This window comes from Sphingobacterium sp. UBA5789 (assembly GCF_002418355.1).
Taxonomy (GTDB): domain Bacteria; phylum Bacteroidota; class Bacteroidia; order Sphingobacteriales; family Sphingobacteriaceae; genus Sphingobacterium.
On the sequence record NZ_DIDX01000008.1, the window covers coordinates 20,109 to 44,059 of the forward strand.

Sequence of the window (23,951 nt, forward strand, 5' to 3'; positions counted from 1 at the left end):
ATGGTGTAATGATTTTTTTCACGTTTACATATCGAAGAATCTTTCAAGGATGGAATAAAGTTAATATGTTTTAGCCAGAATTTTTAGAAGATAAGATTCCTGTTTTAGCAAGAAATTCTAAGCTTTTATTTAGTTGTTATAAACGATTTTTATGGTGCAAGCATATGCTCGCACCAATAAATGCAATTTTAATGTTTAAAGCCATTTTATGTTATTCAAATTCTATTTACAAAGGCTCTCCTGGATCAATAGGACTTGTTCCTCCGGAAGGTGCAATATAAAAAGTTTTGTTTCCTGAACCATTTCCACAATCGCTTGTATACTGCAGGCTTATACCTAAATTATTATATGTTTGAAATGGATTTGGATCCACCTTTACGGAAATATTACTGGTACCTTGTCCGGAAAGAATAGTTCCTCCGGTTATATTCCAATTAATAGATGTTAATGGATAGTTTTCTTCTAGATGAAAGCCATATATTGCACCTCCCTGCATATTACCTCCTGCATTAGATAAAATATTTAAAGAAGATGGAATTCCAATTAAAATATCTTTAGTATAAGTTTTTCCTTGAAAAACCGCTTTTAACGTAACAGATCCTGCAGAATTAGCAATTCTGGTAACTTTATATTGGTTATTTCCTAATGAACTCAGTGTTGCTATATTGGTGGCATTTTCAAGAGTTACTGTTCCCGCATTTACAGTATATGTTCCTTCATTACAAATAAATGATGGACCATTCGTAATCTTTGGACCATAGAGGTACGCCAGTCCTTCTATATCGCCTGAGGATAAGAAATTCCGTTGGGCGATCCATCCGTTCCAACCTTGTACGTTTTTCTTTTCCATAATTCCATTTGATGAATATATCATAATCGAATTAAAGTCAAAATTTCCGATACCTGTTGCCAACGGATTTATCTGATACTGTCGTCTTGTATCGTTGTCGGAAATTCTATCTAAATAAACATTGATATACTGATCCCTGTCAGGCCTGCTTTGTTCGTGAAAAAAACCTAACGAATGTAATATTTCATGTGCTATTGTTCCGACTCCTTGGGATACCGCTAAGTGTATTTCTTTTGTTCCGCTTTCCATACCAACATGATTCGATCCCGATGTTCCTGTATTGATATCATAAATGGTTACATAATTAGCTTGGTTTGTTCTTTCCACAAATGTGATATTTGAATTAGCGGATATCCAGGACATTGCCTGCAAAATTTCTGTTCCCCTGGAAGATGCAATTTTGTAATACCAGACACCATTTGGCCATTTTTTTACTACATCACTGATGGCAGCGCTTCTTTTGGCTGTGCCTGTATTCCTGCGTGAAAGATCTTTAAGTATATTCAATTGTCTCTCACTTAGAACCTCATCATCAGAGATATAGTATTTTCCATTTTCCTGTTTAATAAGTACTTCATTACCATTAATCAAGAGCTTTTGAAAAGAAGTCGTATCTCCTTGCATTTGATTGTCCGGAGCAGTTTCAATATCTCTTCTACAGGAGTTGAAGGCTGTAGTTATCGTCACTAGTAATAGTAATACCTTTAGGATTTTTAATTTTTTCATATTGTTGGTTTTTGTTATTGATTAGCTTATATAGTTCGTCCATATATCGAATTAAATTTATTTAATATATGCGATACAAACCACAACCTGGGGTTATATTTATAAGGTTGGGTTTAAATGTATTACAAAAGCATCATGTCTGTTTATGCATGCTTATGATCGATCTGTAAGAAGATATATGATAACAGAGGGATACCTATAAATGAAGGAGGATGGCAGAGATAATACTATGATGAAAATAGGGTGCTGATTTACATAATGTTAAGGGTATATAAACAGTTTTCATACTTACATGTCACAACTGTAGTAATATAGACAATTAATTTTTACAAATTTTGCTAAATGGTTTTTCTACTATTTATTTATAATTAATAGGTTATAAATAGATGATTTATAACTAATAATAGTTTTTTATGCAATTATTTGTTTTTCTCGATTTTAACTATATTTTTGCGCTTAACATTTTTTAACAGTTGCTGACGACGACCTCATTATCTACTCTTTTTCGACATTTTTTGAACACAAATTCTTAAAAGGAGCCAACTTTCGTTGCTTAACTACCGTCCTGTTTTGGACATTTTTATAAAGGACATATAATTATCCATGTAGCGCAATCTGCGGAAGTACTGATGAATATGTTTGGATCCGCCAACGGGCAGATGACAATTGAAAAACAAATTATATACATATGAAACAAAAATTACTCAGTTTTATTCTTGTGTTCGCTCTTTTTATAGGAGTTTCATACGCACAGGATTTTACAGTAAAAGGCAAGGTCACATCTTCCTCTGATGGGTCAGCTATTAGCGGAGTATCCGTAATAGTACAAGGGACTAGTAAGGCTACCCAAACAGATACTGATGGTAACTACAGTATTTCTGCAACTGCCAATTCATCTCTGGTCTTCAGGTTCGTCGGATTTGCAAGTCAGACAATTAAATTGACGCGTCAGACACAACTAAATGTTGTATTGAACAGCGATGAGCATGCGCTTGAAGAAGTTGTCGTGGTAGCATACGGTTCCGCGAAGAAGGAGTCTTTGACTGGTTCTATTTCTTCAATTACTTCTAAAGATCTTGAAAAAAGACCTATTACAAATGCTTTGGGTGCTTTGGAAGGGTCTGCGGCAGGTATACAGATCAATAATACCTCAGGTCAGCCTGGTGCCGAACCAACCATAAGAATCCGTGGATTTTCATCTCTGAACGGATCAAATGACCCTCTATATGTTGTAGATGGTGTGCCTTTTGGTGGAAATGTATCCGATATTAACCCAAATGATATCGAAAGTGTATCTGTCCTGAAGGATGCTTCTTCATCTGCTTTGTATGGAAGCCGTGCCTCAAATGGGGTGATTATTATCACTACCAAGAAAGGAAAACTTGGACGCTCCCAAATAAATGTAGGTACAGATCAGGGATTTTATTCCAGAGGTATAGCAGAGTATGACAGATTGAATCCAAATCAGTTTATGGAAGCCATGTGGAAGGGTTTCAGAAATAACCTGTTGACTAGTAATCCAAAAGATTATCCGACAAAGGAATTAGCTGGTGCACAGGCTACTAAAGCTCTGGTCAGCGATTATTTAAAATTAAATATTTACAATAAGCCGAGTGATCAGTTATTTGACAGTAATGGTAAAATGGTAAGCGACGCACAGATATTGCCAGGTTATCAGGAAGATTTAGATTGGATGGGTGCTGTAGATCGTTTAGGCCACCGTCAGAATTACAACATTGACGGAAGTAATGCCACAGAAAAAAGCAATATTTATTTTTCTACCGGATATCTGAAAGAGAAGGGCTATATAAAAGGGTCAGATTTCTCCCGTTTTACAGGAAGGGTAAATGCAGATTTGAAAGCAAAGGAATGGTTTAAATATGGAATGAACCTATCCGGTTCTCATCAAAACTCAAATATGATTCCTGCGACTAATGATGATGAAAGTTCTTATTCAAATCCATTTAATTATGCCAGAAGTATAGCTCCGATTTATCCTATTCATCTGCATAAAGCCGATGGTTCCTATGCTCTGGATGCTGCCGGTAACAAACAATATGATGAAGGTTCAGATACACGTATGCAATATATGGGCCGTCATAATATTTGGGAGAATGAACTGAATAGCTATAATACTATACGCAGCACCCTGAATGGTCGTGTCTACTTAGACTTTTATTTTCTAAAAGATTTTAAATTCTCCGTAAACGGGGACTTAAATTTAAGAAACTCCGAAGACCGGAATTATTATAATGCTATTATTGGTGATGGTATGGGGAATAAAGGTAGAGGAGTAAGAAGAATCTATCGTTATAAAAATTATACTACTCAACAATTATTATCCTGGGATAAGGATTACGGAAAGCATCATATAGATGTGTTGGCTGGTCATGAAAATTACTGGTACAACCGTACTTATCTGTATGGATTTAAAACCACAGAAACATTTGCAGGTAAGCCAGATCTTAATAATTTCACAAATATTACCAGCTTATACGATTATCAGCAAGAGTACAGAACGGAGAGTTTCCTTTCAAGAGCACGTTATAATTACGCTAATAAATACTTTGCGGAAGCATCATTCAGAAGAGACGGATCTTCCCGCTTTTCTCCTGAAAACCGTTGGGGTAGCTTCTGGTCATTAGGCGGTAGCTGGTCTATCTCTAAGGAAGACTTCTTTAAAGACGCGCTTAATACGGTAAACAATTTGAAATTAAGAGCTTCTTATGGTGAAGTTGGCAATGATGAAAGTGCTGATTATTACGCACACCTTGCATTGTATAACATTGCACAAAATGCAAATGTAGCTGCTTTATATCTTTCTCAAAATGCAGCTAAAGACCTGATCTGGGAAACCTCAAGTTCATTTTCAGCAGCTTTAGAAGGAAGACTGTTCAATAGAGTGAACTTCATGGTCGAATATTTTGATAAACAATCACAGAATTTGATTTTTGATCTTAATCTTCCACTTTCTGCAGGAGCGACATCTAATACAAATGCTGTATCTACTATTACCAAGAATATTGGTTCGATGTCTAATCGTGGAATTGAAGTGACCTTCGATGTGGATGTTATCAAAAATCAGGATTTCAGATGGAATATCGGAGCGAATGCGACCTGGTTGAAAAATAAAGTGTTGTCCTTACCTGAGGAAAACAGAAAGAATGGTATTGTAAACGGATACTTCAAGTGGATGGAAGGACATGGCCGATACGATTATTGGTTATGGCAATTTGCCGGTGTTGATCAAATGACTGGTCAGTCCCTGTATCTTGCAGATACCGAGCGTTTCAATGTCAATGGATCTGCCCCTGGAAAAGACCCTATTCCTGCTGCTGATTTGGTTGAGATCAATGGCAAGTACTATGTTACAAACCCATCTTCTTATGGTAAGAGAGACTGGTCAGGAAGTGTTATCCCTAAAATGAACGGTAGTTTTAATACGTTGTTTACCTACAAAAGTTTCAGTCTGTCCGGAATATTTACATACGCTATCGGTGGTAAAACTTTTGATGAGTCATACAGAACATTGATGAGCATGTCAGGTACACCAAGCTCGCTGCATGCTGATCTGTTAAATTCCTGGAATGGTACTCCGGAAGGAATGACTTTAACATCTGAAAACAGAATTGATCCTAACGGAACTCCGGGAATTAACTTCTCTCAAAGTAATTTTAACAATTTCACATCTACACGATTCCTGAAAGATGCTTCTTATCTGGTTATCAAAAATATAGCAATTAGCTACTCCCTTCCAAAAACTCTTGTGAACAGATTTGATTTATCTTCTGTTTCTGTAAATGCGGGGATCGAGAATCTGGCAACTTTTACAAAGTTAAAAGGAATGAATCCGCAACAACAGTGGAACGGAGTCAGTACCAATGCCTGGGTGACTCCAAGAACAGTATCAGTAGGGGTGAAAGTAGGATTATAATATAAACGAACATGAAAAACACAGGTTTTATAAAAATATTAGCTTTAGGAGCTTTGTTCCTGGCTTCTTGTAATAAGGATTATTTAGATACCGTACCAACAGAAAAAATTGGTACACCTACCGTATTTGAGACAACGGCCAATGTAAAGCTTGCCGTAAACGGTCTGGCAAAAATGATGACTTCACAATATCTGGAATCGCAAGGTTTTAATGGTGAAGGAACCATAAAGATGTATTATGGAAATTACCCGGGAAACAATTTCTTTGTCAACTTAGGTGGTTGGGCCAATATTATCAATGCCGGATATAATGAGAACGTAACAAGCATTTATTTGTATTATCCATGGTATTACTACTACAAAATAATCGGTAATGCTAACATCATTATTCACTCTGTGGACGCTGCTACGGGTCCGGAAAGTGAGAAACAATTTCTTAAAGCACAAGCACTGACATACAGAGCCTACAGCTTTATGATGCTTGCGCAGATCTACGGATACAGATGGAGTGATTCTAATAACGGAAGTACTTCAGGATTGATCTTACGTACAGATATGTCAACAGGAGATAAGGCATTATCTACTTTGGGAGAATCTTATGCGCAAATATATGATGATCTGAACACAGCATTAGCATTATATGAACAATCCGGATTGAAGAGAGCTAAAAACTTTGAAGTCAACAAGGATGTTGCGTATGCTATCTATGCACGTGCGGCTTTAAATAAACAGGATTATATTAACGCTGAAAAATATGCAAAATTAGCTGTTCAGGATTATCCGTTAATGTCTGTAAATGATTACAAAGCGGGATTCAGCACACCGAATGCTGAATGGATCTGGAGCAGTTATGGAGCGTTGGATGAGAATTTACATTTTTATTCTTTTTTCTCATATATAGGATATAATTCAAGTGCAGGTGCAGTAAGGAATACACCAAAATGTATCAGTAGAGAGTTGTTCAATAAAATCCCTGCTACGGATATCAGAAAAGGTTTGTTTTTAGATCCTAAAACAGATGCTTATACAACAAGTACAGGTGTTGCAGGAACGGCTTTGAAAGCAAGAGCTTTTCAACTGTTCCCGGCCTTGCAGTCAAATGCTACAACATATGCTTATATGCAGTTTAAACTTAAGGCTACAGATATGCCTGGTGTAGGTAATTTGAATCATTTCCGTTCATCTGAGATGTACCTGATAGAAGCAGAAGCTAAATACTTCCAGAATAAATCCGCTTCAGAAGTACAGACCGTGTTGAATAACCTGACTGCTAAGTCGGGAAGAGATGCGCAGTACAATGCAACTGCTACAGGAGAAGATCTGCTGGCAGAAATCAAAAAGTATAGAGCAATCGAATTATGGGGAGAAGGTTTTGACTGGTTTGATATGAAGAGATGGGGCGATTCTATTGACCGCAAAATATACGCAAACGGAGGAAACTTTATAACCGACCTGGCAAAAGTCATTACACCGGAAAAAAATAATAAATGGACATGGAGAATCCCTCTTCGTGAGTCAGATTATAACGGTGCTTTAGAGTAATCTATTGACCGATATAGTTAATCTTAAGGCCTTCCGGAAAACTCCGGAAGGCCTTCTTTTTGAAGCCATCATACGTCTTATTATTACCCAATGTTAACTGAAAAATAGTTTACAAAAGCTTAACATGAAAATATGAGTCGTCCTGTAATAAGTATTATATTTTTTGTTTAACTTACTTTGAAATTAAGTAAAGTTTGGATATGAAGGCATTAAAGTATTTTTTAGTTGCACTGTGCACTTTGTTTATATTAAACAGTTGTTCTACTACCTATTTAACAACCATTGACAGTCAATCTCTTTCTAAAGATGCGAAATCAGGAAAATTTGTGTTTGAGAATGACACTATTAAAATAGAATATGGATTTAATGGCAGTAATACAAGTGTACACACCCGTATTACTAATAAATTGGGTGTACCTATCGCTGTAGACCTTGGCAGTTCTGCCTTAGTGGTAAACGGTCAGGCGATTAGCTATTCAGGAAATGAAGTTAAACTCAATGCACGTGTTAACGCTGGTTCCTGGACAAGCGGCTATGATCTTGGTAATGGCAACAGCGTCGGTTATTCTTCATTAAGCGGAAATGTAAATGGAAGTGCAACATTACCTAAAAGTATGCTGTTTGTTCCTCCCCATTCCTATATTGAAAATAACTTCCTGTCTTTAAAGCGTCAGTTTGGATCGCTCTATCAAAAACCCTTGTCTCAAAAAGTGAATATTACAACTATAGACGGCAATCTGATGCCAGCGCGTTTTGATTCCTTCTCAGTAGATGCTACACCAATGAATATGGAGAGTTACCTCACATTTGCGGTAGTTGATAAGGTAAATAATAAGGTAGAAACAAAAACTACAACTCAAAAATTCTATGTTTCCCGGTTAATGACAATCAAGGGCGTAAGTCAGTTGAATATTCCTGAAATATTCAGCCAGCGAAATGATGTTGCAACCAGTGGAGATAAGAGTGGACAAAATCAGTCTGTTCTGGGTGGGACTGCATCAAACGAGAAGCAGTCTGCTACTCCGGCTGTGACATCCTCATTTGAATAATATTCTTAAGATAGAATCAGGGATCTATTTTAATAGACTCATTTTCTTTTCGAAAGCGGTAATGTAAGCTATGTAGACCTGATTTTCAGTAATAAATTCCTGAGGCTTGGCGTCAAAGTGTGCGTATGCATAGAATTCAAACATTTTGATCAGAGAGGTGAAATTAATAAAACGGGATTCCACATTTTTATTCTCATAATTATCGGAATCCATAAATACCTTTATCTGGCTGTGATTGAAGCCCAGATAAGGAATGCTGTTGCTTTTGTCTGTTTTATAGTAGAAAAGAGGCGTGTCTACCTCATTTACAAATAAGCCAATTCCTAACTTCGTTTCCGCAGAATAGAATGACCTGATAGAGACGGTATACTTGCCAATAGCTCTTTGATATACATCATATATGATATTGATTCTTTCCATAGAATTTTCAGCAACTAAAACAGGAGAGTCGGATGTATACTAAAGTTAACAAAATATTTTATTATCACCAAACCATCCATACTAATAAAAGCACATGTGTCTGGTGATAATTAAGATAGGTGAATATCGTTACGCATTAAGCGAACTTAATGTCTGGCCAGTTCAATCGATAACTGCTGTGCAGTACGTCCTGCAATATCCAGGAAGGCCGTACTTACTGGGTCATCTTTATCCAGTAATATAGGAAATCCATTATCCCCGGCATCCGAAATTCCCTTTACCAAAGGAATTTCTCCAAGAAAAGGAACTTTATTTTCCTGCGCTAATCTCTTCCCTCCATCTTTTCCGAAGATATAGTATTTATTATTCGGTAATTCAGCAGGCGTAAAGTAAGCCATGTTTTCTACTATTCCCAGTATAGGAATATTAATCCCTTCCATCATAAACATCCCTATCCCTTTTATGGTATCAGCTAAGGCTACCTGCTGAGGAGTCGTTACGATGACAGCTCCAGATATAGGATAAGTCTGAGCAACAGTAATATGAATATCGCCTGTTCCGGGAGGCATATCTACCACGAGGTAATCCAGTTCTCCCCAGTCTGCGTCATTGAATAATTGTTTGATCGCTGATGTGGCCATAGGACCTCTCCAGGGAATAGGTTGATTTGGATCTGTGAAAAAACCGATGGATAATAACTTAAGATCAAATTTCTCAATCGGTAAAATTTTTGTTTTACCATCCGCCGTTTGGACAGATTGAGGTTTGGCTCCTTCCAGTCCAAACATAATCGGAACTGAAGGACCATAGATGTCTGCATCCAAAAGCCCCGTTTTTGCACCTTTTTCAGCAAGTGCAATGGCGAGATTTGCAGCGACCGTAGATTTACCCACTCCACCTTTTCCGGATGCAACGAGAATAATATTTTTGATACCCGAAAGCTGATTACCCTCCCGGCTCGTCACATTGGAGGTCATATTGATATCTACAGTTAGATTTTTGTCTATAAACAAGGCTATCGCATTTCGGCAGGCATGCTCGATATGCCCTTTAAGCGGGCAGGCCGGCGTAGTTAATACAACATCAAATTTTATCTTATCCGGAAATATTTCGATATGCTGAATCATATTAAGTGTTACGAGATCCTTTTTTAGATCCGGTTCTTCTACATGACTCAGGGCATTTAATATCTGTTCTTTTGTGATCATATCTATGGTATCAAACTACAAAACTAACTATTGCAAAACATAATCCTGTCATTTGGATGTTTTTAAAGTGCAATTTTGATCTTACCTCATTCTTTTGAGCTGTGATAATATAGATAAAGGTCGAACGGAACAATATTCCTGAGCTCTGAAATACATTCCAAATCAAAGAAACTAGTTTATTTTCCTGCTCCAAGAATGATGTAATTTGCCTATACTTGTATTGTATAACAGATAAGAAAACAGGCTTTTTTTCGTTCATTTATTATGCTCAAAAAGTTTTTTAATAAAATTACTCCTACACAGAAGCGGTGGATCATCGGGATACTGTCCGGCATTATATTGTTGATGATTGTCGGCGTTTCCTATGGGTTGAGTAAGCGGGATGCCATTTTGCAAAGAGCAATAGCTTCTGCCAAAGAGAAAATGGATAAAAAATATGGGGTTGATCTGAAAATTCAATATTACGGATTTAAGGGATTAGCAACAGTTATTTTCAAAAACGTATATGTTACGCCTAAAGGAAAAGATCAGCTTGCACATATAGATGATTTCGCCGTGTCGGTGCGTATATGGCCTTTGTTGTTCGGAGATGTAAAAATCGGACAGATTGAAATGAATAAGGCCAATTTTACACTGATCAAAAAGGATAGCATAAGCAATTATGATTTCCTGTTTAGAAAGAAAAATAAGGATTCTGTTGATACGCCCAAAGCCGAAAAAAATCTGGCAGCTTTAGCAGATGGAATTCTGAAACAGGTTTTCTTCAAAATTCCCAGAAATATGGATGTTCAGGATTTTGAAGTGTCTTTCAGAGATGACAGTACTTATCAGCGCTTACGGATACCCCGTGCCGAGATTAGCGGAGGTGATATAGATGCTGCCTTGTTTCTGAATGATAATGATGCACAATGGAATGTGGCAGGATATGTAAATCCTGACCGGCAGGAACTGAATCTCAAACTGTCTTCTGAACAGAAAGATACGGAGTTTCCTTTTCTGAAGAGTAAATTCGGAGTGCGACTAAGCTTTGATGAAATCGAATTTGATTTAAATAAAGTAGACCGAAAAGGGAAAGAGATGTTAACCCTTGGCGGGGACTGGCATTTTAAAAACCTGAAGTTGCATCATTGGAGATTGTCTGATCATGATATTAATCTGCCGGAAGCCACTTTAGAGGGAGGAGTAAATATTGGTGCGCAATCTATAGAGCTTCAAGAGGGGAGCAAAGTCAGGGTCAGGGATTTCGAATTCAGTCCGAAGGCAAAGTATATTCATAAACCCCAGCAGATCGTTGCGTTAGCTGTTCATACCGGTAAATTTGAAGCACAGAAATTCTTTGATGCTATTCCAAACGGACTTTTTGAATCTGTAGAGGGCATACAGGTTTCGGGACAGATTCAGTATGATCTGGACTTTGAGGTCAATCTCAAAAAACCGGATCAGCTTAACTTTTCTTCCCGTATGGATGATAAGGACCTCAAGATTGTTAAGTGGGGAAAAGCGGATATCAGTAAACTCAATTCTCCGTTTGTATATACGGCGTATGAAGATGAAAAAGTTATGCGCGAAATTCTGGTTGGTCCTCAAAACCCCAAATTTGCTCCGTATGAAAGTATTTCCAGGTATATGCGTACCACATTACTGAATACAGAAGATCCTTTCTTTTTTAAACATAACGGATTTCAGGAAGAGGCTTTCAAGCTTTCTATTGTTACCAACATAAAAGAAAGAAAATTTAAACGTGGAGCAAGTACCATCTCCATGCAGTTAGTGAAAAATGTTTTTCTGAACAGAAATAAGACACTGGTTCGTAAGCTGGAAGAGATTGTACTCGTCTGGCTGATGGAATCTTCTCATCAGGTGAGCAAAGAACGATTGTACGAGGTCTATCTGAATGTAATCGAATGGGGAAATAATGTGTACGGTATTACAGAGGCTGCAAATTATTATTTTGGTAAAAAGCCTTCTGAAATCACGCTGGGGGAAAGCTTATTTTTGTCAAGCATTGTTCCCCGTCCCAAAAAAGGACTGTACGCCTTTGATTATACAGGACATCTGAAACCACAGATGTCGAGGTATTTTAATACCTATGGAAATATCATGGTCAAGACCGGTCAACTGGCCAGAGATACCACTGTGGCTAATTACGGATTCTATACCGTTGTTCTTCAACCGCATCTCAGACCGTCAAGACCTGCCGGACTGGTTGTAGATTCCTTGCAGAATATGGATGATGAACAGGAAGAAATGATCAAGGAACTGGAAAATGAAGAAAAGGAAAAAAGAAGCCTCTTTGATAAAATATTAGGAAGAAAGAAAACAGACGAAGAGGAGAATAAATAATATGAAATACCTTACAGTAGATAATCTGGAATTTGAGATTATGATTGATCATGATCAGATACAAAAACGTATACGTTTGATAGGGATTGATCTGAATATGCGTTTTGAAAATAAGCACCCTGTATTTATCGGTGTGTTAAACGGCTGTTTTATGTTTATGTCAGATCTGATGAAACAGGTTGTTATTCCCTCAGAACTTTCCTTTGTTAAACTAGCCTCATACAAGGGAGTGGAGAAAGAAGATATTGCAGAACTGATAGGCGTAGGGATGGATCTCACGGGCAGGGATGTCATTATTGTCGAAGATATTATTGACTCGGGCCACTCATTGAAATATACAATGGATGCTTTGGAAAAATTAGGAGTAGCCAGTATTTCAGTTTGTGCATTGTTAATGAAACCGGCCAATCTTCAGGTGCAGTTTGATAACATCATGTATATAGGTTTTGAAATAGAGAAAGAGTTCGTTATCGGATACGGGCTCGATTATAACGGACAATGCCGTAATCTTCCGGATATCTATCAACACATTCCTTCGAGATCTTAACGATCTCTGAAGGAACATGTAACAATGTGATCATTCACCATACCTACCGCCTGCATGTAAGCATAGCAGATCGTTGTCCCAAAGAATTTCACCCCTCTTTTCTTTAAATCTTTTGCAATCGCATCTGACTCCGGTGTGCTGACGGGTACATCGCTCATGGATTTTACTTCATTGATGATCGGGGAATTATCCGGCAGGAAGGAATACAGGTAATTGTAAAAACTGCCAAATTCCTGCTGTACCTTCATAAAGATCTTCGCATTCTCGATCGTACTCTTTATTTTCAATCGGTTACGGATAATACCCGCATCCTGCATTAATTCCTCCACATCCTTTTCTGTAAACTCAGCCACTTTCTTATATTCAAAGTTGGCAAAGAGACGGCGATAATTCTCTCTTTTTCTCAGGATGGTAATCCAGCTCAAACCCGCCTGTGCAGATTCAAGCACCAAAAACTCAAATAGTGTCTTTTCATCCTTTACCTGTTTACCCCATTCCTTGTCATGGTATTGACTGTATAGTTCGTCTGTTCCACACCAGGAACACCTTATAACTGATTTTGGCATATTGATTATGTTTAAGTGGTCTTCTGATTTTTTATTTTAACTTTACATCTTCAAAAAAAGAGCTATGTCTATATCTGCGAAGCAATTCGTTATTTTATTTTTGATAGTCGGAATGGGTTTTTTGTTGCCGTATCGTTCGGTAGCAAATATAAGTATACAAACTGACTCCTTGTACGTAGATAGTGCCTCTTCTCTTCAAAAGATGTACCCGCTTATTATGCCGGATCCTGATCGTGGAATTAGCATTCCACAGGAAATAAAGGATAAGGTAATTGTTACAAACGGAGATTTTATTAAATGGATGAAGTTCGCGGATACATTAAAGAAAGATCAGCCGGATGCATTCAGGTCAGGGGATGCTAGGGAAAATCGTCCGGTATGGATTGTAAGCATTATTATGATACTCGTATTTGCAGTAGCGTTGGTGCGCATGTTTTTCCCATTGGATTTCAATGTTATTATTGAAGCGTATTTTAAGGACCGGCTGTTACAACAGGTCAGTAAAGAAGATAACATGGCAACCTCCTGGTCTTACATCTTTCTGTATATTATCTTCAGTTTCACGTTAGGCTTGTTTTTATTGATGTACGATGCCTATATGTCAGGTAACGGCTATTCGTTGACATTAAATAATTTTCTCAAAATTTCGCTGATCGTTGGAGTCCTGTTTATTCTCAAAATTCTGTTTATAAGATTTATTTCTTTTGTATTCGAATTGGATAAATTGGTAAGGGAATACATTGCGGTTCTATATTTAGTTTATTTTAACAGTATGTTAATTCTGATGCCAACAGTCTTGGTTTTGAGTTTATTGCCGTCTGCTTATTTTACATTCGTAATATCATTCTCAATAATTTTAGTTTTTATTTTGTTTATTTACAGGTATTTACGTACTGCTTTTCATTTGTTTGGTAATCTTAGGTTCTCTCTTTTTTATTTAATTTTGTACCTTTGCTGCCTAGAAATCGCACCGATATTGATATTAGTGAGAACGTTGAGCAAATAAATGAACAATATGCAAACTTCTGATGTAGAAAGAGCCAAGAAAGTAAAGAGTATTCTAGTTACTATTCCAAAACCAGATAATGATAAGTCTCCTTATTTTAATTTAGCTGAAAAATATAACTTAAAGTTAGACTTCAGAGGCTTTATTCATGTGGAGGGAGTGCCTGCAAAAGATGTAAGAAAGGATAAAGTCAACCTTTCAGAGCATACTGCAGTAATCTTTACCAGTAAAAACGCTGTCGATCATTTTTTCCGTGTTTGCGAAGAGATGAGATTTGAGGTTTCGGCAGAAATGAAGTATTTCTGTATTACAGAAGCAATTGCACTTTACCTTCAAAAATACATTCAATATCGCAAGCGTAAGATTTTCTTCGGAAAACAGACCGCAAAAGATCTGGAAGATGTTTTGAAGAAGCACAGCAAAGAGAAATTCCTGTTCCCATGTTCGGATGTGGCGAATGAAGAGACACAAAACTGGCTGCAGGTTAATGGATACAATTTTACGCCGGCAGTTTTGTTCCGTACTGTCATCAGTGATCTTTCGGATCTGAAAGATGTATTTTACGATATCATTGTTTTCTTTAGCCCTTCCAGTGTACAGTCACTTTATGAAAACTTCCCTGATTTCAAGCAAAACAACACACGCATTGCTGCTTTCGGAGCAACGACACAACAAGCGTTATTGGATCACGGATTGATTCTGGATATTCCGGCACCTACTCCTGCAGCTCCGAGTATGACAATGGCTGTAGAACAATACATAAAGTTGGTAAATAAATAGAATAAAAAAAATCTTAATAGGAAAGGGCGTCTATAATGACGCCTTTTTTGTTTTCTGAGAAGAACAGAAAGTCAAATTCTATGTTAATTATGTAGGGGTATACTGACAATAAAAAAAAAATTAAAGAGGAAAACGCTGAATATTGATTAAACGTTGTATTTTTACACATTGACCGTCGATAAAATGTTGTTAAAGAGGGTCCTGAATTTTGATCTGCTTATTTGTTCAATTGCATAATTAACAATGAATTATAATTTATTTAAAGTTCTTACTCTTGCTGTTATGGGCTCGCTGCTTATCAGTAGCTGCAAAGGCCCGGGTAATAACGGAGAGTTACTTGGGGTGAGATTAGATAAACTGAAAGCCAATAAAACACCTTATGGAATGGTTCTTATTCCCGGAGGTACTTTTATTATGGGACAGTCCGATGAAGATATTACCTTTTCACAAGTATCTCAAAACAGACAGGTGACTATTGCGCCTTTCTATATGGATGATACAGAGATCTCTAACAGTGAGTACCGTCAATTTGTGAACTGGGTACGTGACTCTATCCTCATCACCAATTTTCTAGGTGATGATTCTTATTTTATTCAGAATCAAGGAACAGCTCCTACTTCCGGAGAACGCCATATTGACTGGAATAAAGTACAGAGCAAATCTCCGTGGAAAACAAAAGATCAGACCCAACGTGAACGTGTCAACAGCATGTACTATCAGGGAGAGGATCGTATCTTCGGGAAAAATGAAATCGACGTAAGATTGCTTAAATACCATTACGAGTGGTACGATCTCCGCAGAGCAATTGCAGCGAAAAATGATCCTTCCCGCAGCAGATCAGAATTTATAATGCGAGATACAATCCTGGTATATCCGGATACAACGGTTTGGGTAAGTGATTTTAGCTATGCACAGAATGAGCCTATGGTAGAAGGATATTTTTCCCATCCTTCATTTGATGAATATCCTGTCGTTGGTGTTACATGGAAACAGGCGCAGGCCTTTAATACCTGGAGAACCCGTCTGTTTAATAATGCAGCAGCTAAAAACAGAGAAGTAGAACGCATGCCTTATCAGCTTCCTTCCGAAGCGGAATGGGAATATGCTGCAAGAGCCGGAAAGAACGGTATGCAATACCCATGGGGAGGACCTTCAGCCAGAAATGCAAGAGGTTGTCTGATGGCGAATTTCAAACCAGGAAGAGGTAATTATATCGATGATGGCGCAGCGTATACTGCTCCGGTATATTCCTACTGGCCAAATGATTTCGGCTTATATAATATGGCCGGAAATGTTGCAGAATGGACACAATCGAGCTATGACGAATCGGCCTATTCTTTCGTTCATGATATGAATCCCACTTACGCTCACAGCGCTAAGGCGAGCGATCAAAATGCTATGAAACGTAAAGTTGTACGTGGAGGATCATGGAAAGATATTGGTTATTTCCTGCAAAACTCTACACGTCAGTATGAATATCAGGACACTGCAAAATCATATATCGGATTCAGATCTGTAACACGATATACAGGCGTGACCAAATAACAGCGAACTACTAATTTTAAGAAAGACATAAATTATTTTTAAGAAAATGGCAACAAAACGTAAGTTTAAATTTGGTATCAACACCTTGATCAACTGGGGTGCTACTGTCGTAATCATTGGATTGATGTTTAAAATTCTCCACTTTAAAGGTGGTGAGTGGATGATAGGTATTGGATTGGCTGTTGAAGCTCTTTTGTTCTTCATAATGGGTTTTTTAGCGAGCGAATCAGAAGTAGACTGGACAAGGGTATATCCTGAGTTGGACGAAGATTATAACGGTGAGTTGCCAAAAGCTGGTGCACGCCCTGCAGTTGCAGCAGTTCCTGCAGCAACAGGTAATACAGCAGCATTAGACAAATTATTGCAGGATGCTAAAATAGATGAAAACCTCATTGGTAATTTAGGAGACGGACTACGTACATTCAGTGACAAAGTCGCTTCTATCTCTAAAGTCGCAGATACCGCTACTGCAACAAATCTGTTTGCAGATAAATTAAATGCGGCATCAGCAGGTGCAGCAAACCTGAGTTCTGCATTTGACCGTGCAGCTGCGGATTTGAAAACATTTAATGAATCCTCTACTGATATGCAACAATTTAAAGAGCAGGTAAGTACGTTCAATAAAAACTTAGCTTCTCTAAATGCGATCTATGGAAATATGCTTTCTGCTATGAATCCAAACAAATCATAAGTAATCTTTTAATAATCGAAGTTTATTAATTAAAAAATTACATTATGGCAGGTCGTAGAGAAACACCCAGACAGAAGATGATTGGGATCCTATATTTGGTTCTACTAGGATTAGTAGCCCTGAATGTTAGTGATTCCATTTTAGATGCATTCAAAAACTTAGCAAACAGCTTAAGTACATCAACCCAGAATACGCAAGCTGGGATTGATAATATGTTTTTGTCTTTTCGGGAGACAAAAATGAAAGAAAACCCGGAGCGTGCCAAACCTATTCTAGAAAAGGCAGAGAAGGCACAGCAGTTGACAGCAAAATTGACAGCTTATGTTGATGAACTGAAAACACTTTTGGCACAGGAAGGTGGCGGAGAAGATAGTGAAACAGGAGATCTGATCAAAAGAAACAATACAGATATCGCTTACCGCCTGATGATAACTGAAAAACGTGGAAAGCAATTGCGGGATATGATTAATTCCACAAAAGATGAATTAGAAAAATTGACCAATAAAGAAGTCAGTTTCAGTTTGTTTGCTCAGGATCCGGCACCACGTGCGGGTATTAAAAAGAGTTGGGAAGATTCTAACTTCGGTGATGGTATTCCATTGACTGCAGCGATCACCGCATTAGAAAAAATCAAAGCAGATGCTAAGAATACAGAATCAGCCGTTGTAAAACATATTTTCGGTAAAATGGATCAGGCTGTTGTGAATCTGGATAGATTCTCTGCTGTAGCAGTGGCTCCCACGTCATATTTGATCCAGGGACAGCCTTATACTGCTAAAGTATTTCTGACTGCTTATGATTCGAAATCCAATCCTAGTATTTCAGTAAACGGTGGTGCGCTGAATGTGAAGGATGGTCAGGGACTTTATTCGGTCAACACCTCTTCCGTAGGAGAGTTTAAATGGCAAGGTAAAATTCTTGTAAAACAGACAGACGGAACAATGAAAGAGTATCTGACTGAGCCTATGACTTATCAGGTAGCAAAACCATCTGCAGTAGTATCTCCGGACGCTATGAACGTATTGTATATTGGAGTTTCAAATCCAATTTCAGTATCTGCTCCCGGTATTCCGATGAGTAGTATTCAGGTGGCAGGAAACGGAGTGACAATCTCCGGATCAGGTGGTAAATATGCTGCTAAAGTGACTACTCCTGGAAAGGCAACAGTAAGTGTTTCTGCTAAGATTGACGGTAAAGTACAGCAGCTGGGAACAACAGAGTTTCGTGTAAAACGTATACCTAAACCAGCGGCAAGAGTTGCAGGAAAAACAGGTGGCGCTATTTCGGCAGCACAACTTAGAGGTCAGAATGTAGTTTCAGCAGCATTAGATAATTTTGAGTTTGATGCTAAATTCAGCATTACTAAATTTAATATGTATATCCTGAAACCAAGAGTTGATCCTATTGGTCCTTACCAATCTTCTGGTTCGAGCTTCTCGGCACAGATGAAAACAGGATTAGGAGCAATTACTCCTGGTACGTTAGTTGCGATTTACAATATTGTGGGTGTTGGTCCTGACGGAGTAGCACAAAATCTGGATCCTATTTCATTCCAGGTTACAAATTAAATACAGGGATAGGACACTATTAAGATTTTTTTAAATCCACAAGGAATCTAAAATCTGATAGTGTTTTAGCCGTTTAAAAATAAAAAATATACGGATGAAAAAGTTAGGTGTTTTATTGCTGTTGGCTTCTGCTTACACACCATTTGTGTTTGCACAACAGGAGAACCTCTCGAATAGTACAAAACCTATTCAGGTAGAAGAGCCTCCTGTTGATGGATATGCCGTGAAATCCGATATCGCAGAAAGAAAAGTAATCCCCTATGCGAATGTCAGACAGACTGATATTGCTTATAGCAAACGGGTATGGAGAGAAATCGATCTGCGTGAGAAGATGAATAAGGCATTTGCATCTCCTAAGTCCAGATTGATCGATATTATCGTAGATGCTGTCATGAAAGGTGAATTAACAGCATATGATCCTACTCCTACAGAAAATGATCCAAACGGTGACAGCTTCAAAAATGTACTTCCTGTGGATCAGGTAATGTCCCGCTTTGGGGGAGACAGTACTTTGGTAGAAGAGTACAATGAGAATAATGAGGTCGTCAAATCACATTATGAAGCAAGAAAATTCAGTGGCGAGAATGTTGTCAAATTCAGAATAAAAGAAGACTGGATATTTGATAAGCAACGTTCTGTATTTGAGCCACGTATTGTGGGTATTGCTCCATTGATCACTCCAAACATAGAGGGTCTGGCAACTACACCAGTTCTTCCCGGTAACTCAACTGCAGCAACAGGAGGAAATCCTTTTGATCCGTTTGCAGTACAACCGGAAACACCTGCAGCAGAGACACCTGCAACAGCAGCTTTGCCAGCTCAGGAGAATACGTTCACCCCTCAGGTAGATGCTACTCCTGCTTTTTGGATCTATTTCCCGGAAGCAAGACATGTATTTGTAAACAAAGAAGTGGTAAACAGACATAATGATGCTACAGGGCTTAGTTATGATGATGTATTTATCAAGAGAATGTTCTCCAGCTATATTGTAAAGCAGTCTAATCCGGAAGATCTGAGGATAAAAGATTATATGGCGGACGGTGTAGACAGACTATATGAGTCTGAGCGAATTAAGAAAACATTAATGGACTATGAGCAGGATTTGTGGTCATATTAAGATAAAAATGTGACCTCTGTCACCCTTATTTAGAAATATTCTTATTAACTTGTCTCCTCAGTTAGTGGTCTTAATAAAAGGAAATATTATATCACTACTCAGAGCACTTAATAGGAATATTTTTTTTTAAGTTTGTATTTAGAAGATAAATTATACAGTCAATCTTGTGAAATTAAAACCAGTCAATAGTATCTCAGGAATAGCTCCAAGTGATTTTATCAGAGATTACTTGAAAAAGGGTCAACCTGTCATTATAAAGGACTTCATAAGTCCTGAAAGTACATGTTGGAAGAAATGGAGCTATGACTATTTCAAGGAAATAGCCGGAGACGAAATGATTTCTGTATATGGAAAGGAAGAAGAGTCCAGGGATCGTGCGGCGAGCGCACCGGTAGGTAAAATGACCTTTGGTGATTATTTAAACCTGATTACAAAAGAGCCTACAGAATTACGTTTATTTCTGTTTGATTTGTTAAAACTCAGACCGGAACTGAAAAAAGATGTCATCTATAATGACGTAACCGGAGGCAAAGTATTACAGTGGCTGCCGTATATGTTCTTCGGAGGAGAGGGATCATCTACACGTAATCACTTTGATATAGATATGTCGCATGTCTTTATATCCCAGTTTCAGGGTGTGAAGAAAATATGGTTGTTTCCGAATAGCCAGTCCGATCTGATGTATAAGTTGCCTTACAATTTTCATAGTATTGCTAATCCGAAGTTCAGCAGTCTGGAAGAGTATCCGGCGCTTAGGTTATTAAACGGTTATGAAGCCGAAATCCATCCCGGAGATACACTATATATGCCGGCAGGTTGGTGGCATTATATTCAGTATGCTACGGAAGGTTATTCTATCTCAGTAAGAGCATTGCCTTCTTCATTTAGTGAGAAGCTTAAGGGTGCCCGAAATCTGTTTATTACGCGTTATTTTGATGATACAATGCGTAAAATATTTAAAGACAAGTGGTTTGATTACAAAATCCAGACAGCTAAAGTCCGGGCAAACCGCGCAATGAAAAAATATAAGTAAGGAGCATTTGCATGCTTCTTATAGTAAAAGGCTTGATCATGTTCTGTATATGATCAAGCCTTTTCACTTTATACCCACTTTATGTCGTCATTAACGACTTGTATGGGGAGAATATGTAATTTTCGCTGTGCTGACTTACTCTGAATGACACCTGCGGATCAAACAATTCCTGAAGTTTATTAGCCAGCAAATTAGCGAAACGTTCTTTTTCTTCCGCCAGAAAAGCTCCGGAGAGATCCTGATCTGCCTTTTTTATCTTATTTTTATCATCTGTAAATTCTACTTTCGTCTGAAATAGCGTTCCTCCATTCTTCATTTTCCTTACTACATAGAGATTCGGTTCTACATTTCGAATGTTTTTCGCTTTTTCAAATACATACGTGTAGAATAATGTCTGTACCAGAGCCTTATTCAACTTTTTGCCATCTGTATTGAATGCCTCTTCCAGGCTTTTATAATCCAGTTCGTCACTTCCGGTTTTATAATCTACTATACGGGTTACTCCGTCCTGTCCGATATCCACACGGTCGATAATTCCTTTCATATGAATGACCTGTTGCCGGCCATTGATATCGTTAAATTCAAAAGGAACAATCATCTCCTCTTCCATCTGAAGAATAGTAAAAGGTGCAGAACGCTCATCATGATCCAGGATAATATGAATATACTCTTTTACAATGGCCATGATGACCCTTTGTATACCTGTAAAGTTTACCTTTTTGTTGTGTTCGGGATAGAATTCTTTAATAAAATTTAGCTCAATCAGTTTAGTGAGTTCTTTTCGCTTTTGCGCTATACGTTCAGGACTGATAAAATTACTCTCGGCCTTCAGCTGATTATAAAAATCTTCCATTGTTCCATGTAATATGGTTCCGAGATTATTAGCTTCTACGACTTCATTGACCTCTTCAGGTTCACTGATTTCTGCAACATACTTGTAAAAGAAGTCAATAGGATTAGCAATATATGTAGTAAGTGCAGATGCAGATAATGTTCGTTTACCGGATAAGTATAACCCTAATTTATCCATTATTGCTGCTGTCTTGGGAATCACCAATTCCTGCTGATCTTCTACTTTGATTTGCAAATGTTGATCCTGATAACGGAATTCAAAATTGCTTTCAAACTCTAACTGTTTCAAAAACCTGCTGGGCTCTCCCGTGTTACTTTCGTCTGTCAGGCTGTTGTATACAAAACTTAGTTTTTTCGCACGTTGCACCAGTCTGTAAAAGATATAGGCCGATATCGCATCCTGATTTTCGAGTACCGGCAAGCCGTAGGCACGCCTTAAGCTATCGGGTATAAAACTGTTTCCGACACTGTTTTGCGGGATTATACCATCATTAAGACCTAAGATTACCACATGATCAAAATTAAGATTACGTGTTTCCAGAAGTCCCATTACCTGCAGGCCGCTCAGGGGGTCGCCACTTAGTGGAACAGATATAGCTTCCAATGCTTTCCGGATCAATGCTGCGGCAAATTTAGGAGCAAATTTGTTTCCGGAGGTTTGTATGTGCTGCGCCAGCGTGTCGTGCATTCTGTTTAACTCCTGAATCGTTTTGACAAACAACTCTGCATCCAGCTGTCGTAAATTTTGCTGTTCCAAATGACGTTTGGCAAGATATTCCAGCAGAGATTTTAACTCCCTGGTCAGACTTAATGCATCCGGGACTTTTTGGAAAAAGAATTGGAATATGCCTTTTTGCTGAACTAACCGTTCTAGCGGAATGACCACCAATTGCTCTTTTACAAAGGCAGCCAGTACCTGGGTGCGTTTTTTCTCATCGACAGCAATAAGCGGATGTGTCAAAAACTTCTCTACAGTTCTGTATGGAACGTTCAGTTCTTCAGCAGAGCGGGTGTTCATCATATCAACCTGATGAGATAACCACAAATCTGCCAGTCCGAATAAGGGGGAAGAGGTATACCCCAGTCCCATAGTTACATTCAGATTAACCTGTATGCTTTGTTCATCAGAAGGGATAGTCTGCAGTGTCGGTAGTAATAAGCTTTCATCAGCCAGTACAATCACCGTCTGGCCATAAGAAGGATCTTGTTTTAATTGCTTATAATCTTCAGCTAGAACCTGGTTGAGAATTTTAGCCTGTGTCGTCTGTCCCTGTACTTTATATACAGTTGTCGGTGTAGCCAGCTCAGTGATCAAACTCCGTTGATTGTTCAGCTCATTTTTTAAGCCGTACAGATCGATATTCTTCCTCAAAAATAAACCAGCTTCATGGAGCGGATCATTTAGATAGTAGCTGTCGGTATCAAAATAGAAGAGTGTTTTTCCCTGATCCTGCCATCTTTTGAAAACAATAGCTTCCGTCTGGCTTAGGGCATTGAACCCGACTAAAATGACTTTGCCCTGGTCAAAATTGTTGACAAACTGAGAGTTAGAGCAGGTTTGATGAGCCAGCTGTCTGTAGATCTGCCCCATAGTGGTCAGACCTTTCGCTTTAAGTGCATCATGAAATAAGCGATATAAAAGAGGCATTCTGCGCCACATGCGAATGAAATTCTCTTGCTGTCTTTTGTGTTTGCCTTCTGTATAAGAAGTCCAGAATCTGGAAAGAAACTGATGCTGCTCTTCGGTCAGGAAGTCAAATTGTTGATTAATAACCGCAATATCCTCCAGCTCCTTAAACAAACGGTCAGCCTCTACATTATCCATGTCGATCTGTCCAAAATCACTAAGAATTGTTTTGGCAACGGGAAAGAACTTGTCCATCTCGATCTGTTTCCCGGATTCTTTTAATAACAATTCATTATACAGATTGAAAAGAGTAAAGAATTGGGTGTAGAAATCGGCAACGTTCAGATGGGTAGATTGTGCAAAGAATTCCTGTATAGTGAATACGGAAGGACTCCAGAAAGGCCTTTGGTATATTTCTGATAAATATTGATTGAGATAGGTCACAGGTCTTTTGTTATTAAAAATAATAGCACAGTCCTGAAGGCGATCTCCAAATTTGGCTACTAAATCTTCTGCAACTTCTTTTAAAAATGGTTTCATACTGCGCA

17 protein-coding genes are annotated in these 23,951 nt (G+C 38.2%); 12 read left to right on the forward strand and 5 right to left on the reverse strand.

Features of this window, described 5'->3' with window-relative positions; all coding sequences use genetic code 11:
* Positions 1-226 precede the first annotated feature (226 nt).
* On the reverse strand, positions 227-1,576 hold the full coding sequence (locus B4B65_RS21090) for a M12 family metallopeptidase (protein ID WP_293918631.1): 1,350 nt from the start codon (positions 1,574-1,576) through the stop codon (positions 227-229).
* Positions 1,577-2,264: 688 nt separating this feature from the next.
* Between B4B65_RS21090 and B4B65_RS21095 the strand changes: the two genes are divergently transcribed.
* From B4B65_RS21095 to B4B65_RS21105, 3 genes are all read left to right on the forward strand, one after another.
* A complete protein-coding gene (locus tag B4B65_RS21095) occupies positions 2,265-5,510 on the forward strand; it encodes a SusC/RagA family TonB-linked outer membrane protein (RefSeq protein WP_293918633.1) in 3,246 nt (1,081 codons plus the stop codon).
* An 11-nt stretch (positions 5,511-5,521) separates the two neighbouring features.
* Positions 5,522-7,051: a RagB/SusD family nutrient uptake outer membrane protein gene (locus B4B65_RS21100; RefSeq protein WP_293918635.1), complete on the forward strand. Its 1,530-nt coding sequence runs from the start codon at positions 5,522-5,524 to the stop codon at positions 7,049-7,051.
* A 200-nt stretch (positions 7,052-7,251) separates the two neighbouring features.
* Positions 7,252-8,100 (forward strand): hypothetical protein, encoded by an 849-nt coding sequence (locus B4B65_RS21105; protein ID WP_293918637.1) that lies wholly within the window; start codon positions 7,252-7,254, stop codon positions 8,098-8,100.
* A gap of 24 nt (positions 8,101-8,124) precedes the next feature.
* On the opposite strand, the gene B4B65_RS21110 is transcribed toward B4B65_RS21105, so the two are convergent.
* Both B4B65_RS21110 and B4B65_RS21115 read right to left on the reverse strand, forming a co-directional pair.
* Positions 8,125-8,520, reverse strand: coding sequence for a hypothetical protein (locus tag B4B65_RS21110; protein WP_293918639.1), 396 nt, complete (start codon positions 8,518-8,520; stop codon positions 8,125-8,127).
* A gap of 146 nt (positions 8,521-8,666) precedes the next feature.
* A complete protein-coding gene (locus B4B65_RS21115; protein ID WP_293918641.1) occupies positions 8,667-9,728 on the reverse strand; it encodes an Mrp/NBP35 family ATP-binding protein in 1,062 nt (353 codons plus the stop codon).
* A 264-nt stretch (positions 9,729-9,992) separates the two neighbouring features.
* Here B4B65_RS21115 and B4B65_RS21120 point away from each other — a divergent pair, with 264 nt between their 5' ends.
* Both B4B65_RS21120 and B4B65_RS21125 read left to right on the forward strand, forming a co-directional pair.
* Positions 9,993-12,071, forward strand: coding sequence for a transglycosylase domain-containing protein (locus B4B65_RS21120; RefSeq protein ID WP_293918643.1), 2,079 nt, complete (start codon positions 9,993-9,995; stop codon positions 12,069-12,071).
* A gap of 1 nt (position 12,072) precedes the next feature.
* On the forward strand, positions 12,073-12,618 hold the full coding sequence (locus tag B4B65_RS21125; RefSeq protein ID WP_201680817.1) for a phosphoribosyltransferase: 546 nt from the start codon (positions 12,073-12,075) through the stop codon (positions 12,616-12,618).
* Here B4B65_RS21125 and B4B65_RS21130 read toward each other — a convergent pair.
* A complete protein-coding gene (locus B4B65_RS21130) occupies positions 12,615-13,184 on the reverse strand; it encodes a DNA-3-methyladenine glycosylase I (protein ID WP_293918645.1) in 570 nt (189 codons plus the stop codon). The two genes, B4B65_RS21125 and B4B65_RS21130, sit on opposite strands and share 4 nt — an antisense overlap.
* Positions 13,185-13,248: 64 nt before the next feature.
* On the opposite strand from B4B65_RS21130, the gene B4B65_RS21135 reads away from it, so the two are divergent.
* The 7 genes from B4B65_RS21135 to B4B65_RS21165 all read left to right on the forward strand — a co-directional run bounded on the left by B4B65_RS21135 (position 13,249) and on the right by B4B65_RS21165 (position 20,924).
* Complete coding sequence (locus B4B65_RS21135; RefSeq protein ID WP_293918647.1) at positions 13,249-14,190, forward strand: DUF4271 domain-containing protein; 942 nt, start codon at positions 13,249-13,251, stop codon at positions 14,188-14,190.
* On the forward strand, positions 14,191-14,970 hold the full coding sequence (locus tag B4B65_RS21140) for a uroporphyrinogen-III synthase (protein WP_293918649.1): 780 nt from the start codon (positions 14,191-14,193) through the stop codon (positions 14,968-14,970).
* Between the two features lie 243 nt (positions 14,971-15,213).
* Positions 15,214-16,515, forward strand: coding sequence for an SUMF1/EgtB/PvdO family nonheme iron enzyme (locus tag B4B65_RS21145; RefSeq protein ID WP_201680813.1), 1,302 nt, complete (start codon positions 15,214-15,216; stop codon positions 16,513-16,515).
* Positions 16,516-16,561: 46 nt separating this feature from the next.
* On the forward strand, positions 16,562-17,206 hold the full coding sequence (gene gldL / locus B4B65_RS21150; protein ID WP_201680812.1) for a gliding motility protein GldL: 645 nt from the start codon (positions 16,562-16,564) through the stop codon (positions 17,204-17,206).
* 44 nt (positions 17,207-17,250) lie between these two features.
* Positions 17,251-18,774: a gliding motility protein GldM gene (gene gldM, locus B4B65_RS21155; protein ID WP_201680811.1), complete on the forward strand. Its 1,524-nt coding sequence runs from the start codon at positions 17,251-17,253 to the stop codon at positions 18,772-18,774.
* Between the two features lie 94 nt (positions 18,775-18,868).
* Positions 18,869-19,891 carry a gliding motility protein GldN gene (locus tag B4B65_RS21160; protein ID WP_293918653.1) on the forward strand — a complete coding sequence of 341 codons (1,023 nt, stop codon included), beginning with the start codon at positions 18,869-18,871 and terminating at the stop codon, positions 19,889-19,891.
* A 166-nt stretch (positions 19,892-20,057) separates the two neighbouring features.
* On the forward strand, positions 20,058-20,924 hold the full coding sequence (locus B4B65_RS21165) for a cupin-like domain-containing protein (RefSeq protein ID WP_201680809.1): 867 nt from the start codon (positions 20,058-20,060) through the stop codon (positions 20,922-20,924).
* Between the two features lie 79 nt (positions 20,925-21,003).
* Here B4B65_RS21165 and B4B65_RS21170 read toward each other — a convergent pair whose 3' ends face one another.
* Positions 21,004-23,943 carry a PD-(D/E)XK nuclease family protein gene (locus tag B4B65_RS21170; RefSeq protein WP_293918655.1) on the reverse strand — a complete coding sequence of 980 codons (2,940 nt, stop codon included), beginning with the start codon at positions 23,941-23,943 and terminating at the stop codon, positions 21,004-21,006.
* Positions 23,944-23,951 lie beyond the last annotated feature (8 nt).

Excerpts from the sequence above, each read along its gene's own strand:
- B4B65_RS21125 (WP_201680817.1), top strand. The coding sequence starts at position 12,073 with ATGAAATACCTTACAGTAGATAATCTGGAATTTGAGATTATGATTGAT.
- B4B65_RS21170 (WP_293918655.1), bottom strand. The coding sequence starts at position 23,943 with ATGAAACCATTTTTAAAAGAAGTTGCAGAAGATTTAGTAGCCAAATTT.
- B4B65_RS21120 (WP_293918643.1), top strand. The coding sequence starts at position 9,993 with ATGCTCAAAAAGTTTTTTAATAAAATTACTCCTACACAGAAGCGGTGG.
- B4B65_RS21095 (WP_293918633.1), top strand. The coding sequence starts at position 2,265 with ATGAAACAAAAATTACTCAGTTTTATTCTTGTGTTCGCTCTTTTTATA.
- gldM (WP_201680811.1), top strand. The coding sequence starts at position 17,251 with ATGGCAGGTCGTAGAGAAACACCCAGACAGAAGATGATTGGGATCCTA.
- B4B65_RS21145 (WP_201680813.1), top strand. The coding sequence starts at position 15,214 with ATGAATTATAATTTATTTAAAGTTCTTACTCTTGCTGTTATGGGCTCG.
- B4B65_RS21090 (WP_293918631.1), bottom strand. The coding sequence starts at position 1,576 with ATGAAAAAATTAAAAATCCTAAAGGTATTACTATTACTAGTGACGATA.
- gldL (WP_201680812.1), top strand. The coding sequence starts at position 16,562 with ATGGCAACAAAACGTAAGTTTAAATTTGGTATCAACACCTTGATCAAC.
- B4B65_RS21135 (WP_293918647.1), top strand. The coding sequence starts at position 13,249 with ATGTCTATATCTGCGAAGCAATTCGTTATTTTATTTTTGATAGTCGGA.
- B4B65_RS21140 (WP_293918649.1), top strand. The coding sequence starts at position 14,191 with ATGAACAATATGCAAACTTCTGATGTAGAAAGAGCCAAGAAAGTAAAG.
- B4B65_RS21115 (WP_293918641.1), bottom strand. The coding sequence starts at position 9,728 with ATGATCACAAAAGAACAGATATTAAATGCCCTGAGTCATGTAGAAGAA.
- B4B65_RS21130 (WP_293918645.1), bottom strand. The coding sequence starts at position 13,184 with ATGCCAAAATCAGTTATAAGGTGTTCCTGGTGTGGAACAGACGAACTA.
- B4B65_RS21110 (WP_293918639.1), bottom strand. The coding sequence starts at position 8,520 with ATGGAAAGAATCAATATCATATATGATGTATATCAAAGAGCTATTGGC.
- B4B65_RS21100 (WP_293918635.1), top strand. The coding sequence starts at position 5,522 with ATGAAAAACACAGGTTTTATAAAAATATTAGCTTTAGGAGCTTTGTTC.
- B4B65_RS21160 (WP_293918653.1), top strand. The coding sequence starts at position 18,869 with ATGAAAAAGTTAGGTGTTTTATTGCTGTTGGCTTCTGCTTACACACCA.
- B4B65_RS21105 (WP_293918637.1), top strand. The coding sequence starts at position 7,252 with ATGAAGGCATTAAAGTATTTTTTAGTTGCACTGTGCACTTTGTTTATA.